This window comes from Parapedobacter sp. (genome assembly GCF_053550995.1).
In genome coordinates this window covers 1-15,713 of the sequence record NZ_JBMQOC010000113.1, presented here as the reverse complement: position 1 = coordinate 15,713, position 15,713 = coordinate 1, and the positions used below count along the sequence as shown (strand labels likewise).

Annotated in this window: 14 protein-coding genes; 9 read left to right on the top strand and 5 right to left on the bottom strand. The window is 55.6% G+C overall.

The window, feature by feature from the left end:
• Window positions 1-174: 174 nt before the first annotated feature.
• From ACO1NT_RS15120 to ACO1NT_RS15105, 4 genes are all read left to right on the top strand, one after another.
• The gene (locus ACO1NT_RS15120; RefSeq protein ID WP_449049576.1) at window positions 175-3,273 is read left to right on the top strand and encodes a SusC/RagA family TonB-linked outer membrane protein; all 3,099 of its coding nucleotides are present in this window, start codon (window positions 175-177) and stop codon (window positions 3,271-3,273) included.
• 14 nt (window positions 3,274-3,287) lie between these two features.
• Complete coding sequence (locus ACO1NT_RS15115; protein WP_449049575.1) at window positions 3,288-5,156, top strand: SusD/RagB family nutrient-binding outer membrane lipoprotein; 1,869 nt, start codon at window positions 3,288-3,290, stop codon at window positions 5,154-5,156.
• A 27-nt stretch (window positions 5,157-5,183) separates the two neighbouring features.
• Window positions 5,184-6,053 (top strand): hypothetical protein, encoded by an 870-nt coding sequence (locus ACO1NT_RS15110; RefSeq protein WP_449049574.1) that lies wholly within the window; start codon window positions 5,184-5,186, stop codon window positions 6,051-6,053.
• Between the two features lie 162 nt (window positions 6,054-6,215).
• Window positions 6,216-7,748, top strand: a complete 1,533-nt coding sequence (locus ACO1NT_RS15105; RefSeq protein ID WP_449049573.1) for a sulfatase family protein — start codon at window positions 6,216-6,218, stop codon at window positions 7,746-7,748.
• A gap of 21 nt (window positions 7,749-7,769) precedes the next feature.
• On the opposite strand, the gene ACO1NT_RS15100 is transcribed toward ACO1NT_RS15105, so the two are convergent.
• A complete protein-coding gene (locus ACO1NT_RS15100; protein ID WP_449049572.1) occupies window positions 7,770-8,273 on the bottom strand; it encodes an ArsR family transcriptional regulator in 504 nt (167 codons plus the stop codon).
• A 124-nt stretch (window positions 8,274-8,397) separates the two neighbouring features.
• On the opposite strand from ACO1NT_RS15100, the gene ACO1NT_RS15095 reads away from it, so the two are divergent.
• The 3 genes from ACO1NT_RS15095 (at window position 8,398) to trhO (ending at window position 11,729) form a co-directional block, all read left to right on the top strand.
• Window positions 8,398-10,044 (top strand): hypothetical protein, encoded by a 1,647-nt coding sequence (locus ACO1NT_RS15095; protein ID WP_449049571.1) that lies wholly within the window; start codon window positions 8,398-8,400, stop codon window positions 10,042-10,044.
• Between the two features lie 99 nt (window positions 10,045-10,143).
• Window positions 10,144-10,671: a TlpA family protein disulfide reductase gene (locus ACO1NT_RS15090; RefSeq protein ID WP_449049570.1), complete on the top strand. Its 528-nt coding sequence runs from the start codon at window positions 10,144-10,146 to the stop codon at window positions 10,669-10,671.
• 71 nt (window positions 10,672-10,742) lie between these two features.
• Window positions 10,743-11,729 (top strand): oxygen-dependent tRNA uridine(34) hydroxylase TrhO, encoded by a 987-nt coding sequence (gene trhO / locus ACO1NT_RS15085; protein ID WP_449049569.1) that lies wholly within the window; start codon window positions 10,743-10,745, stop codon window positions 11,727-11,729.
• Here the strand turns inward: trhO and trmB are convergent.
• A complete protein-coding gene (gene trmB, locus ACO1NT_RS15080) occupies window positions 11,701-12,351 on the bottom strand; it encodes a tRNA (guanosine(46)-N7)-methyltransferase TrmB (protein WP_449049568.1) in 651 nt (216 codons plus the stop codon). The two genes, trhO and trmB, sit on opposite strands and share 29 nt — an antisense overlap.
• 90 nt (window positions 12,352-12,441) lie before the next feature.
• Between trmB and fcl the strand changes: the two genes are divergently transcribed.
• The gene (fcl, locus tag ACO1NT_RS15075; protein WP_449049567.1) at window positions 12,442-13,377 is read left to right on the top strand and encodes a GDP-L-fucose synthase; all 936 of its coding nucleotides are present in this window, start codon (window positions 12,442-12,444) and stop codon (window positions 13,375-13,377) included.
• Between the two features lie 10 nt (window positions 13,378-13,387).
• Here fcl and ACO1NT_RS15070 read toward each other — a convergent pair whose 3' ends face one another.
• The 3 genes from ACO1NT_RS15070 to ACO1NT_RS15060 all read right to left on the bottom strand — a co-directional run bounded on the left by ACO1NT_RS15070 (window position 13,388) and on the right by ACO1NT_RS15060 (window position 14,584).
• Entirely contained in the window at window positions 13,388-13,855 is a 468-nt protein-coding gene (locus tag ACO1NT_RS15070) for a hypothetical protein (RefSeq protein ID WP_449049566.1), read from the bottom strand.
• Window positions 13,833-14,219 carry a phage holin family protein gene (locus tag ACO1NT_RS15065; protein ID WP_449049565.1) on the bottom strand — a complete coding sequence of 129 codons (387 nt, stop codon included), beginning with the start codon at window positions 14,217-14,219 and terminating at the stop codon, window positions 13,833-13,835. The genes ACO1NT_RS15070 and ACO1NT_RS15065 overlap by 23 nt, the downstream gene beginning before the upstream one ends.
• Before the next feature lie 95 nt (window positions 14,220-14,314).
• Complete coding sequence (locus ACO1NT_RS15060) at window positions 14,315-14,584, bottom strand: YtxH domain-containing protein (RefSeq protein ID WP_449049564.1); 270 nt, start codon at window positions 14,582-14,584, stop codon at window positions 14,315-14,317.
• A gap of 269 nt (window positions 14,585-14,853) precedes the next feature.
• On the opposite strand from ACO1NT_RS15060, the gene ACO1NT_RS15055 reads away from it, so the two are divergent.
• Window positions 14,854-15,713, top strand: an 860-nt coding sequence (locus ACO1NT_RS15055; RefSeq protein ID WP_449049563.1) for an MraY family glycosyltransferase, incomplete at its 3' end; no start/stop codon positions are given.

Sequence of the window (15,713 nt, the reverse complement as noted above, 5' to 3'; positions counted from 1 at the left end):
AAAAACACGGCACAAAAAGAGGAATGTTGCGTCTTTTTTTAAAAAACATGCACAAACATGCGATTTTTTGAAAACTATTTGCTACCATTGCGTAGTATTTCATTCCGTGTGGAATTGCGCACGCAATGGAAGCCAATGAGGACCTTATGATTGTATAACTTAAATTGTGTTCATGTGAAAAAGCAAAACCTGACATTTACACTTACCTTTTTGTTCTTGTGTTGCGCAGCCCTGGGCTATGCACAAACGAGAACGATTACCGGTACGGTGTATGACCAAGCAAACGAACGCCTTTCTGGCGTGACGGTGCGGGTGGCGGAGTCATCCACCCAAACGTCTACCGACGGCAATGGCAACTTTACCATCAACGCACCGGAAACGGGTTCGCTCGTTTTTACGGCTGTGGGCTTCGAAACACAGACGGTGCCGATCGGTACACGCACGACGCTGGCCATTACCATGGTACCCAGCGTACGCGACCTGGGCGAAGTGGAGGTAACCGCCGAATTCGGCATGAAGCGCGCCGGCCGGGCCATCGGCTCATCGGTACAGCACATCGATGGCAGCACGATCAGCGAATCGGGGCGCGATGCTTTCATCACCGCACTGGCGGGCCGTGTGCCGGGATTGAACGTAACGTCTACCAGCGGGGCACCGGGGGCTTCTACCACCGTCGTGCTGCGAAACATCACCTCCATATCGGGCAACAACCAGCCCCTGTATGTGGTAGACGGGGTACCGATGAACAACAGCACATTCGACCCGATCAATATGGCGGGCGCGGGTGGCGATTCGTACTCGGTACGTAACCTCGACTTCTCGTCGCGGGGCAACGACTTCAACCCCGAAGACATCGAGTCCATCACAGTACTGAAAGGTGCGGCCGCTGCTGCGCTGTACGGTTCTGATGCCTCCAATGGGGCCATCATCATCACCACCAAGAAAGGCACCGCCGGCAAAGGACGGATAACCTACAGCAACTCCTTCAAATTCGACAAGGCCTACGGCTATCCGGAGATGCAGGATAAATACGCCAACGGATACTACGGCACCACCAACTATTACTACCAAGGTAAATATGGCGGGCTCTACCCCGAAGGTGTACCCATCTACGACAACATTGCCGCCGTGCTCCAAACGGGCTACACCAATAAACACAACGTGTCCGTGGATGCCGGCAACGACCGGGCCACCATGCGGGCCGGCTTCTCCTACCTGGGGCAGGAAGGGGTGATCAAGACCACCGACTACAGCCGGACCAACCTGAGCTTGGCCGGACAGGCCGAGATTACCGACTGGCTGAAGTTCGAAGGCAGTATGCAATACACCCGTACCGGCAACCAAAAGGTGCTTCGCGGCACGGACGGCCCGCTGCACCGCGCCATGCTGTGGCCCGTGGTGGATAACATGCTCAACTACCTCGACGCCGATGGCAGCCACATGCGGGTGGCCGACTATTACCTCGACACCGACCTGCTGAACCCCTTGTTCATGCTGAACAAGAACAAGTACTTCGATAAGTCCGACCGTTTCCTCACCAACGTGGCGCTCAACCTGACGCCGGTGAAGAATACCTTCGTACGTGGACAGGTGGGCTGGGACGTGGGCATGCAGACCTTCGAAACCTCGCACCACCCCTACTACCAAGCCAATAACGCCGGCTCGGGGCAGTATAATTTGATACAGGCCAACTTCTCCGACCCCACCATCAATATCCTGGCAGGCTACAACAATAGCTTTCTCGACGATAAGTTCTCCTTTTCCGGCCAAGTGGGCTACCACCAGCTGGAAAATGCCGTAACCCGGCAAGCGACCTACGGCACGCGTTTCGTGGTGCCCGACTTCCAATCGATCAACAACACCGACCCGGCTACGCAAACGTCCACACAGCGCAATACGAAGCGCCGTATACAGGCATTTTCGGGTCAGTTCGAATTCGGCTACAACAACCTCGCGTTCATCACACTGCGGGCACGGAACGACTGGTCGTCTACGCTACCGAAGGACAACAACCGCTATTTCTATCCCTCCATCGAGGGATCGCTCATTGTGTCCGACCTGCCCTTCATGAAATCTATCGAGGCCATCAATTACCTGAAGCTGCGCGGATCGCTGGCGCAGGTGGGCAAGGATGCCGGTCCGCTGGAAATAGACCCCCAACTGGAGGCTACCGAATTGACGGGCGGCGGGTTCAAATACGGTTTTACCGGCCCGAACCCCAACCTGCGGCCCGAGATGACCACCGCCCACGAGGCGGGCCTGGACATCCAGCTCTTCAATAGCCGGCTGAACGCGAGCTTCACCTATTTCGGCACACGCAACGAAGACCAGATCGTGAAGGGCTTCCGCCTGAGTTACGCCACGGGCTTCGTGCTGAACACCATGAACGTAGGATCGTTCAAGACCTGGGGCTGGGAAGCGCACATCGATGGCGACATCGTGCGTAACCCCAATGGGCTGACCTGGAACGTGGGCTTCAATGCGTCGCATGGCGGCTCGGAAGTGCTCTACCTGCCCGAGAACGTAACGGAATACTACAACCCCTACACATGGAACTCGGGCAATATCCGCAACGGCATCATGGTGGGCCAACCCATCACCACGCTGACCGGCCGCGCCTATGAGCGCAACGACGCCGGCGACATCCTGATCAGCCCATCCACCGGGTTGCCGCTGGTGAGCCCGGTATGGTCGGTGGTGGGCGACCGCGAACCGGATCTCCGCTTCGGCGTCACCACCAGCCTGCGGTATAAAGACTTCCGCCTATCGGCCCTGTTTGCCGGCCGCGTAGGGGCCACCGTGGTAAACGGCACCAAGCGCGCCATGATGGTGAGCGGCACCAGTTGGGAGTCGGTAGCGCTGCGCGAAAGCGGGCCGCACATCTTTGAAGGGGTGCTGCGCGACGGCAACGAAAACTCGGCCAACCCCACGCGGAATAACATCGTAACCGACTACCGCGTGTATGGCACCACCGTGTATACCGGAAACGACGAAGACTGGCTCGAATCGGGCGTGAACTACCTGCGTTTGCAGGAGCTGCGCCTCTCGTACCGCATACCGGCATCGGTGTTGAGCCGTACCCGCATTGTAAACGGGCTGGACGTATTCGTGGTAGGGAACGACCTGCTGACCTGGACCAACTACTCGGGCATCGACGCGGTGGGCAACACCGTCTCGGCCGCGGCGGGCGGTACGGGCGGCGAAGGGTATGACGTATGGTCGATGCCCAACCCGCGCGGGATTACATTTGGGGTCAGTTTGGTGTTGAATTAAAAAAAAGAATGACAATGAAGAAGCTATTCATATATGTATTTCCGCTATTTCTCCTGCTGGGCAGTTGCGAGAAATACCTGGATGTGAACCAAAACATCGATGCACCGGCGGAAGTGGACGGATTCCTGTACCTGGCCAACATCACCCAGCAGTACCAGGGTATCTATTGGGACATCCGCGCCATCGGCCCGATGACCCAGATGATGGGGACAACGAGTTACACCTCATTTGCCAACCACTACTATAGCTTGGGCAGCGATGCGGGCGGCGAGATCTGGCGGGTGGTGTACTGGAACCAGGGGATGAACCTCGAAAACCTCATCAACCAATCGATGGAAGAAGAGCATTGGACATTGGCCGGTATCGGCTTGGCCATGAAAGCGTTCAGCTGGGACATGCTCACCAAGGTGCACGGCGAAGTACCGATGACCGATGCTTTCGTGCCAGGGCTGCTTTCGCACGACTACGACTACCAGGATGCCGTGTACGAGCAGGTGCGGGCATGGGCCTATGAGGCCATCGAACTGCTGGAGCGGCAAGACGACCACAACTACGGCTCCAATATCAGCGATAACGACTTCATCTATAATGGCGACAAGTCGAAATGGATCAAGTTTGCGTATGCGGTGATCGTACGCAACCTGGCGTCGCTCACCAACAAGACGAATTTTACGTCGGACTATGCGCAGGAGCTGATCGATGCGGCTGGCAAATCGTTCCAAAGCCCGGCCGATGATGCCACCGTTTCCATCGCGGGCGGCTCGCAATCGGCCCCCTACAGCGGATACAACAACTTCTGGGGCACCTCGCGCAACAACTTCAACTGGGTATATTTCCAGCATGAATATGCGGTGCAGGTGATGACGGGCACGGTGCCCGAATACGACCAGGCCACGGGCGACAAAACCCGCTTGGAAGGCAACGATTACCATCCCTACCGGCTGGCCGACAAACAGATCATCACCGATACGCTGATGGACCAACCCGGGCATTTCGATCCCCGGGTAACGGTGAAGCTATCAACGACCAGTAACCCCACTTACCTCAACCTGGATGATGCCGATAGCGTAAAGACGTACGAATACTACGGGGGCAGCTTTACCGGACGCTCGGGGCCCATCGGTACCGCACCGAACTTTTATGGGCGCGAGGCCAACGCCGAATGGCAGGGGGCCGAGCACGATGGCATCGGCCGCTGGCTGTACCGCGATGACGCTCCCTACATCCTCACCACCTATGCCGAAATCCAGTTCTGCGTGGCGGAAACCTATTGGAAACTGGGGCAGCAGGCCCAAGCCTTCGAAGCCTTCAAGAACGGGGTGCGCGGCGATATGGAAACCGCTGCCCGCTATATCTACACCGGCCGGGAAGGCAGCCCCACGGGCGGCGACAAGATCGAGGAGGGCCTTTTCACGGCACTGGGTGAAGAATACCTCAACGGCCCCTACGTAGGTGGTTTGAGCATGGCCGACTTCTCCCTCTCGCACATCATGATGCAGAAATGGGTGGCCCTGTACCCTTGGGGCGCGCCCGAAGCGTGGGTGGATATGCGTAAGTACCACTATGATATTGCCTATACGGGCGACTACCCCAGCAATGGCAATGGCTGGATACAGGCGCTGCTGGAACAGAAATGGGATACCGACCCCACCAAGGTATACAAGGGCTTGTACATGGCGCCCGCACAGGTGCAGGGCCGTAAAAGTGCATACGCCATCCAGAACGAGGGCTCGCCAAGCTACCGCCTGCGCCCGCGCTACAACTCGGAGTATATGTGGAACCTCGAATCGCTGGAAACACTGAAACCCATACCGGGCACGGCCGATAATTACCAAACCTCGATACCTTGGTTTGCGTATCCCGGCGAGATGCCCACGAATTAAGTTTTGAAACTGTAAATGGTAAACGTTATGAACCGATTCAATAAGATAATAGGGGCCCTCGTCGCCATCGTCGCTTTCACGGCTTGTGAGAAACACGTGGTGGAGTACGACACCACCCCGATCGACGATGCGACCACGGCACAGTTCCAGTTGCACTACATGGTGCCCACCACAACCGGAACGGCAAACAATATCAACAAAGTGGAACTGAATGGCCAGGTGCTGACCAATGAGACCACTCCCCTTTCTACCTACAACGCCGTGCCGAGCGGTGCGGTGGGCCGATTCTTTGCCACCGAGGCGGGAACGGTAAACCTAAAGTTGTACCGCGGGGCCGTGGGCGACCTGACGCTGGTGTACGACCGTGACATCGAGCTGCCCGGTGGCAAGCACAACGTGATCATCCACGACTTTGACGAACCGCCGATCATCATCGACAACCAGGCACCTTACCCCACCATTACCACCGAACATACCGGTACCACCGCATGGGTGAAATTCTATAACCTGCTGTATGAAAAGCCGGGCGAGCCCACGCCGCTGAAAATGCAATACCAATTCCAATATGTTACCGACAATGAAACGGGGGCAAAGAGCGAGTGGCAGAACCTGGGAAGCCCTGTAGCCTTTGGCGAAGCCACCGGCTGGGAGCCGATTGTGGTGAACAAGACGGTGGAGGTTTCATCGGGCTACGCCCGCGTGGATTACCGTATCCGCCTCATCGGGCCCGATGGCAACGATGAGGGCAGCCTGCAGCTGCTCAATACGGCAAGCGGCGAGATGCGCGACTTCTCGGATTGGTGGACAGGCTATGTGGGCCGGGTGTACCACCACTTCCTGGCAGGCAACCGCACCGAAGCACCCGTGGCAAGCATCAGGCAGTTTACGGCGAAATAAAGTTTGATCATTGGTGTTTAATAGTGAGTTAACCGGCACCCCCAACATACGTGGGTGCCGGTTTTTTTCTGTAAATACCTAGCCTGTGAAAATTTATTATACAATTTAGCAGGTGCTAACCAACTTTCGTTATGTTTGTAGCTAACCAGTGAACGTCAGCTCATGAAATATTACCTTTTATCAATCGCCCTCCTGGCTGTGGGGGCATGCCAGCCCGCCAAAGATGGAAAGGAAGCCAGCCAACGGCCCAATATCGTCATCATCTACATGGACGACCTGGGCTACGGCGACGTCGGCGCGTATGGCGCTACCGCATTGAAGACACCCAACATGGACAGATTGGCGGCCTCGGGGATGCGTTTCACCCATGGTTATGCCTCGTCGGCCACCTGCACGCCCAGCCGCTTCGCCTTGCTCACGGGCACCTACCCCTGGCGTAATAAGTCGGCTAAAATCCTGCCGGGCACCGCGCCACTGGTTATCGACACGCAACAGCAAACCTTACCCCGCATGCTTAAGCAAGCAGGCTACCATACGGGAGTTGTGGGCAAATGGCACCTCGGACTGGGGACGGGGGTAATCGACTGGAACCGGCACATTGCGCCGGGGCCCAACGAGGTAGGCTTCGACGATGCGTTTATCATGGCTGCCACACAGGACCGCGTGCCCACGGTCTTCATCGAAAATGGCCTCGTGGTGGGTGCCGACCCGGCCGACCCCATTGAGGTGGACTACGCCCAGAACTTCGCGGGCGAACCTACCGGACTTGACAACCCTGAACTGCTACGGATGCGGTGGCATCACGGCCACAACAACAGCATTGTAAACGGCATCCCCCGCATTGGGTTCATGAAGGGTGGCGAAAAAGCCAAATGGGTGGACGAAAACATGGCCGATACGTTCCTTACCCAAGCCCAGCGTTACATCCGCAAACACAAGGACGGCCCCTTCTTCCTTTACTATGCGATGCAGCAGCCGCATGTGCCGCGCACACCGCATCCGCGCTTCGTGGGCGCCTCCGGCCTGGGGCCGCGGGGCGACGTCATCGTGGAGGCCGACTGGTGCATTGGCCAGCTGATGAACACCCTGGAGGAGGAAGGGCTCCTGGAAAATACGCTGGTGATTTTTACGAGCGATAACGGACCCGTGGTAAACGATGGCTACCATGACGACGCGGTGGAACTACTGGGCGAGCACAAACCGTGGGGACCGCTACGGGGAGGGAAATACAGCCACTTCGAGGCGGGGACGCGGGTACCCTTTATCGTACAATGGAAAGGACGGGTAGCTCCCGGCGTATCAGACGCCATGGTGTGCCAACTGGACCTACTGGCATCGCTGGCCAGCCTAACGGGACAACAGGTAAACGGCGGTGACAGCCAAGACCTCCTCGGCGCACTGCTGGGCGATAGCACCTCCGGGCGCGATGACCTGATTATCGAAGCCAGCTCGCGCACGGCCTTGCGGCACGGCGACTGGGTGATGATACCGCCATACGACGGACGGAAGCGCAACCCGCAGGTGAATATTGAACTGGGCAACGACACCACCTACCAATTGTATAACCTTAAAGACGATATTGGCCAGCAGCATAACCTGGCCTCGGCGGAGCCGGGGAAACTACAGGAACTGATAGACCGGTACCGCAAACTGCGTGGTGAAACGGGAAAACCTGAACCACTGGAGTTGAAATAAGGTTGCCCTTGGCAGGGGAGCCTACTGCTCAAACAACACCAGCCCCTCCTTGGGTGGTGTACTGCTGAGGGTAAAAGCCACTTGGCGGTGGATGATGCCTTCTACTTTGGGCGCCAGCTGCTCCAGGTAGTCCGCGTTGAGCCGTGGGCCTACGACCGTGACCTCGATGATGCCGGTATCCCGCCCCTCGGCGTAGTCACCGGTAAGAACCACCTGGTCCACTTCGCCCATGCGTTGTAACACGGTCTCCACAATGCGGTCTAACCCCAAGTACTTATGCACGATATCTTGCAGGGACCCAAATAGCGGGTGCTGGGTGTTTGCCCGGTACGACACGCGATTGCGCTGGGCTTCCTTTTGGAGGTAGCCGGCGTCCGATAGGTTGTTAAGTTCACGGCGGATGGCATTGGTAGATTCGTTGAACTCATCGGCCAGCCCGCGCATGTGGCCCCGGTTTGCGGCATTGATGAAGAACTTCACCAGTAGCCGCAAGCGGGTTTTCGAGGTAATGAGCGAATCGAGCATGTTTGTTTGTGTACCGAGCAACAAAAGTACTCTTTTTTTCGGAAAGTCCGTGAATCGGCGCCACAGCCACAGGGCAAACGCTGCCCTATCCAAACATTCCGCCGGTGACGACGTTTCTTAAAAGATGAAGCCCCTATGGAAATGGGTAATCGGTATTGGCGCGGGCATATTGGTCGTGGTCGCCGTAGCCAGCTGGTTCGTAAACCGTACATGGAAGCCGAAATTGGTGGCGGCACTGGCGACGGGCGTTGCGCAGCACACCGAGGGCCACTATGTACTTACTTACGACCGGTTGGAGCTGTCGCTATGGGCCGGCAATGCAACGGCTACCAACATCCGGCTGCAGCCGAGCACGCCACAGGACAGCACATGGCGACCTGCGGCCAGCTACGACATCAAAGTCGGGCGCTTACAGGTGAACGGCGCGGGGCTGCTACGGTTCTTGCTAACCGGCAACCTACACATCCATACCCTTGCCCTCGACACACCCTCGGTACGCATAACCACCCACTTACCGGCGGATACCACAGGCGGGGCCCCTAATAGACGGCAGGCGTTCATCCGGCTTGCCGAAAACCCGCAGGTGGCCGGTACCCGTGTGGAGCGTCTTGTGATCCGCGGCGGTGAGCTGGTGCTCGTGAGCGACCACGATGCGGCAAACCTCCATATCCGGCAAATCAACACGACCGTACGGGATATCCGCATCGACGCCGAGGCCCTGCGCGACACCGCACGCATCTACGGGGCGAAGGCCGTAAGCATAAACGCCGCAGGGGCAACGTATACCCGGCCTGATAGCTTGTACCAGCTGCGCACTGGCCCGCTACGCTTGGAAACGGCAAAGCGCGAATGGGTGCTGCGCGACCTGCGGTATGGGATTACCGTGAGCAAGGCGGCCTTTTACCGCCAGGTGGGGCGGGCAGAAGACATCGGCGACATAGCCATCGCCCGGGTGGGTCTCCGCGGCATCGACGTGGGAAGGTGGATGGACACGCAGACCCTAGCGGCATCTGCCCTGCATATCGACAGCGGACACATAACGGTGTATAAAGATAAAACACAACCCAATCCACCGGAAAATAAAATCGGCCGGTCGCCCCACCAGCAATTGCTGCACCTGGACCAGCGCGTGGCCATCGACTCGGTATGGGTCGACGCGCTGGATATCCGTTTCACGGAGGTAAGCGACCAGACGGGCAAAGCGGGCACGGTGACCTTCGACGGCACCTCTGCGGTGATATACCACCTGACCAACGATTCGGCCGAATTGGTGAGCAATCGATTTATGCAGCTGCATGCACGTGCCCGGGCCATGGGGGTGGGCGACCTCCGTGTGGACTTCCGGTTTGACCTGCTGGATAGCCTGGGTGCGCACACGTACCAAGCAGCGTTGGGCACGATGGAGGCTGCGGCATTCAACCGGATGCTAACGCCCCAACTGCGGGTCGAAATTGCCGAGGGGACGGTCCGCAGCCTCCACTTCGATATGGAAGCGAACGACCGGCGTACAACCGGCACCTTACAACTGGATTATGGCGGCCTGAAAGTAAATTTTCTGCGGGACGACCGCGACGGTGGAACCTCGACGAGGAAACTCACTTCCTTCCTGGCCAACCGGTTCCTGCTGAACGACAGCAACCCCGACGCGAACGGGGTGCACCACACGGGGCAGGTGTACATCGAACGCCCCCATTCATTTTCGTTCTTCAAAATGATTTGGCGGAGCATCCGCGAAGGGGCGAAGGAGTGTATCGGATGGCGTGATGGATAGAAAAGAAACCATAAATTTCCGCTATGAAACCGCCATGGTTTTCAAAAATCACACCAGGGATAATTGTACATAAAAGCAACTTTGTCTAAGTTTGCAGCCATGATACGTATTTGCATATTACTTTTTGCCGTGCTGGCCGCCCACATGGCCGTGGCACAAAAGGTGCCGCCGGTGTTGAAAACCGAATTTACGGCAGAGGCTCTCCGGCAATCGCTCTTTCTGCCAGATGGCAAACAAACTACTGCCGGCGACGTGCTGAAAGCGTATAAAGGCCAAACCGTGCTGCTTTATATCTGGGCCACCTGGTGCCCCGACTGCCTGAAAGGGTTCCCCCAATTGAAGGCTTTCCAGGCGGCAAACCCCGATGTACCCGTGGTGTATTTCTCGCTCGACAGGGAGGAACAGCGATGGAAAGATGGCATCGAGAAATTTGACCTGGAAGGCGCGCACTATTGGTTCAAAACCGATTGGAAGAACGCTTTTACGAATGCGATAGACCTCAATTGGATACCCCGCTACCTGATTATCGACCCCGAGGGTGGCATCGCCCACTATTACGCGGTGAAGGCTGATGATCCGGCCTTGCAGCAGGCGGTGGATAGGCAGCGGAATCAGGGCGACCGATAGGATTTATGTGCGAATTTAGCTAAGTTTGCAGCCGTAAAACATTAAACGCCGTTTGCAGCGGTATCAATGCCATGAACAAATACCTTACGTTGCTGTACTATTGCTACAGCCCTATTGACGATGCGGAACAGTTTGCCGCAGATCACCTTCGATTCTGTAAATCGCTCGGCCTCGTAGGCCGTATCATCGTGGCCGACGAAGGGCTCAACGGCACCGTATCGGGTACGCCCGGCGCTTGCCAGACGTATATGGAGGCCGTACATGCCGACCCTCGCTTTGCGAAGACGGACTTCAAGATCGATGAGGTAGACGAGCCTTCCTTCGTCAAGATGCACTGCCGTTACAAGCCCGAGATCGTACACTCCGGCCTGCGCGATCCGAAACTTATCGACCCTACCCAGGAAACAGGCATACACCTGGAGCCGCGTGAGTTTATGGCGATGAAAGACCGCGACGACGTGGTGGTGCTCGACGTGCGGTCGAACTACGAGCACAACGTGGGCCGCTTCAAGAATGCCGTGACGCTGGATATCGAAAACTTCAGGGAGTTTCCGGATAAACTCGAAGAGCTATCGGCCTACAAAGGCAAGAAAATACTGACCTACTGCACCGGCGGCATCAAGTGCGAAAAGGCATCGGCCCTGCTGCTTAAAAATGGTTTTGCCGATGTGTACCAACTCCATGGTGGCATCATCAAATACGGCAAGGAAGCCGGCGGCAAGGACTTCGAGGGGAAATGCTACGTATTTGATAACCGGGTGACGGTTGATGTGAACCACGTAAACCCCACCGAAGTGGCCACCTGCCGCAATTGCGGCGCGCATAGCAGCCGTATGATCAACTGCGCCAACCCCGAATGCAATGAACATTTTACCCAATGCGAGGCCTGCGGATGGAAGATGGAGGGTTGCTGTTCGGAAACCTGCCTGACCCACCCCCGCAAGCGCCCTTACGACGGCACCGGCTTTTATGTGAAAATGCCGCAACCGGTGAACTACGAGAAGATCAGCCGGCGTGAAGCGAAAAGGCTCACTGCCAACCCCACCTCACATAGTTGATGTTCTTGGCTACTTCGAGGTATTTCCGCTCGTAATAGGTTTTGATGCTGAGCACCTCATCCACCAAGTCGGAATGGTATAGGTTTGCTGTTTGCACGTGGATGGGCAACCCATGCTTAGCCAATTGTTCTAACGTATAGGCATATAGCCCGTCATTATCCGTTTTGAGGTGCATCACTCCTTCGGGTGCCATAAGCTGCCGGTACCTGGCCAGGAATGCCGGATGGGTAAGCCGTTTTTTCTCCCGGCTCTTCTGCGGTTGGGGGTCGGGAAAGGTGATCCATATTTCGGCAACCTCGCCCGGGGCGAAATAATCGAGGATGGTCTCGATCTGGATGCGCAGGAAGGCTACGTTGGTAATGCCTTCTTCGAGCGCCGTTTTGGCACCGCGCCAGATGCGGTTGCCCTTATAGTCGACACCGATGAAGTTGCGTTCGGGGAATAGCTTGGCAAGGTTAACCGTGTACTCGCCTTTACCGCAGGCCAGCTCAAGCACGATGGGCCGGTCGTTGCCGAAATGGTCAGTCGCCCACCTCCCCCGCATCGGTTTGCCCGCATCCAGTTGCCATACATTGGCGAATGTATCGATCTCCCTAAACTTACGTAGCTTGTCTTTCCCCATGGTGCCGCTTGATAGGCCGCAAACTTAGTTAAGTTACCGAAATAACGCAAACACCAAAATAACCTTATCTTTGTACGTTACATGGGAAATATGGAGAAAGACGCGAAGATATATATCGCTGGGCACCGCGGCATGGTCGGGTCGGCCATTCATCGGAAGTTAACCACACTGGGATATAGCAACCTGGTGCTCCGCACATCCGACGAGCTGGACCTCCGGGACCAGCAGGCGGTGACGGATTTTTTTAGGGCGGAACGGCCGGACTACGTTTTCCTGGCAGCAGCCAAAGTGGGGGGTATACTGGCGAATAATACCCTGCGCGCTGATTTCCTCTATGAAAACCTGGCGATACAGAATAACGTCATCCACCAAGCGTATAGGCATGAAGTGAAAAAGCTGCTTTTCCTCGGGTCGAGCTGCATATACCCGAAGCTGGCCCCCCAGCCCCTCAAGGAAGCGTACCTGCTTACGGGTTTGTTGGAACCCACCAATGAGCCTTATGCCATCGCCAAAATTGCGGGCATTAAGCTGTGCGAGGCCTACCATGACCAATATGGCTGTAATTTCATATCGGTAATGCCGACCAACCTTTACGGCTACCGAGACAACTACCATCCGGAACACTCGCACGTGCTACCAGCACTGTTGCGGCGTCTCCATGAGGCCAAGGTAACCAACCAGCCCACCGTAACCGTATGGGGTAGCGGCAACCCCATGCGTGAATTTTTATTTGCAGATGATTTGGCCGATGCATGTGTGTTTTTGATGGCCAACTACCATGACCCCCAATTGGTCAATATCGGCACGGGCGAAGATCTGTCTATCAAGGAGCTGGCGTATCTGATCAAATCGGTTGTAGGGTACGGGGGTGAACTGGTATTCGATCCGTCGAAACCCGATGGCACGCCACGGAAGCTGATGGATGTGAGTAAATTGCACAACCTGGGATGGCACCACACGACCTCCCTCGAAGCAGGCATCAAACTGGTTTATGAAGATTTCCTAGCGAATTGTGCCACCCGCTAGGCCGCGGTGTTCAAGAGGTTTCGCTGTCGGGCGGAATACCGTAATCTTTACGGCGCGCCCGGCGGCGGCGTTTTGCCGGCGGCCGGACGAAATCGGCCACTTTACTGATCAGGCTGGCGACGGTATCTTTATTGAGCGCACCAGCAGCCTGTTGGGAAAGCAACGTGACCAGCGCCCTTTTGATAAAGCCCGCTTTGCGTAAGAAAAACCGGTTGAGCACAACGGGCAGTCCGATGCGCAATGCACGGCTCAGCCAATCTTCGTCCTTCTTTCCCTGCTCGAATAGGCCTTTGGCAAAATTGACACCCGGAACCCATGTGGCTAGCGACTTGATGAAGCGTGCCGGCGCCGCCACCTTATCACTGAGCAGTTGGTACTGGTCGCCGAGGTAGCTTTCCTGTTCGGCAGCCAGCGTTTTCAGGCGGGCGATTTCGAGCCGTAGGCCGGCCAGGTCCTTAATCTTGCTTTCCTTCCTCATCGTCCTCATCGATTTCGTCATTCCACTTCTGCAAAAAGCGCTTGATGGAAAGGTTCATGAAAAAACGTTCCAGCGGATTTTCAAATGCCGACACTACGATAATCAACACCACGAAAATCCCGCCCGTGACCAGGAACCCCAATGCCGAGCTGCCCAATAGCTCGCTGAGGTAGAAGCCTAGTGCCAAGCTCAAATAGAAAATCACGAATACGGCCAGGATACCTTTCAGCCCGTCGGTGATGAGGCTTGCTATCAACCGTGAAGATCGTTCGACAAGCTTCAATTTGAACAGTTTGAAACGGGTATCGATATACTCCTTGCTCTTTTGGAATACTCCGTTTATCGAAAATTTTCTTTCGTCCATTTGGTTTTGGCCAAAGGTTTATGCGTATCGCCCGTAAAGGCTTTCTCTCGAATGCGATGCCATGCTATGGCTTGGGGCGACGCCCCTTTCTATATTCAGGCGTGCTCTTCAAGGGCCTCCTCTACCGTCCGTTCGTGCTTATTCACCTTGCTCTTGACAGCGGCAACCATCTTCTCCTTGAAGTCGTTCAGGTGGTCTAACTGCTCAGCGGTGCGTTCCTTCAGCGCGTCGCCGAGGTCTTTGAGGGAGTCATTCAATTTCTCGCGCGTTTCGGAGCCTTTTTCTGGTGCAAACAAAATACCCAACGCAGCCCCTGCGGCTAAACCTGCTAACAATGCTGCTACCACTTTTGCATTATCATTCATAATCACTTATATTTATATATTGAACATATCTACGTCTAACTTCCGGACTCCAGTCCTGTTAAATATACAAACAAATCCGCAAATCGTTTGCCAAAAACCAAAAAAAGGGAAGAAAGGGGGGTATTTTGACCGTATTGGGCTGGCCCTGTGTCCATATGGAGTAATATGGCATAAATATTGCGTCACCTCCGGCAACGTTGCAGGATAATTTTTTCCAATTATTTCGCTTATCTTTGCTCCGTTGCATTTGGACGAACACGCTAATCTATATGGTGGAGATCTACTTATTATTATTTTCATTTCTGTTCTCATGCATCATCACCCTGTATGCCGTGCCGTCGCTGATCAAGCTGGCCTACAAGAAGCGGCTGTTTGACGATCCGGCATTGGAAGAACGGAAAATCCATAAATACCGCACCCCGAACCTGGGGGGCATTGCCGTGCTTGTTTCATTTGCCTTTACCGCCTGCCTATGCATACCGGGCAACATTTTACCTTATGCCAATTACATCTTCGCCTCCGGATTGCTCATTTTTTCGGTAGGCCTCAAAGACGACCTCGCTGCGCTAAACCCCTACAAGAAGTTTCTCGGCCAAACGGTCACGGCGTTGATTGTGGTCTATTTTGCCGACATCCGCCTCACGGGGTTTTATGGCCTATTCGGCATCCATGATATCCATCCGGTGGTCAGCTATCCCTTCACCAGCCTGCTGATCGTCTTTATCATCAACGCGTTTAACCTGATTGATGGCATCAATGGACTGTTGGGCAGTGTGAGTATGATCGTGAGCCTCACCTTCGGCTACATCTTCTTCCAGATGGAAGAATACGGCTTGGCCATATTGGCGGTTAGCATGGCCGGTTCGGTATTGGGGTTCCTCCGTTATAACCTGGGCAAGGCCCGTATTTTCATGGGTGACGCGGGTGCCTATACCATTGGCTTTATCATTTCGGTGCTGGCCATCCAATTTATCGAGCTCAACAAGCCGGGCGAAGTAACGGCATGGGCGGACTCATTCGGCAAGGCGATTCCGACCGTGGCCATCGCGATAGCTATCTTAATCGTCCCGATTTTTGATACGCTGCGCGTGATTGTCATTCGCCTGTCGCAAGGCAAATCGCCCTTTAT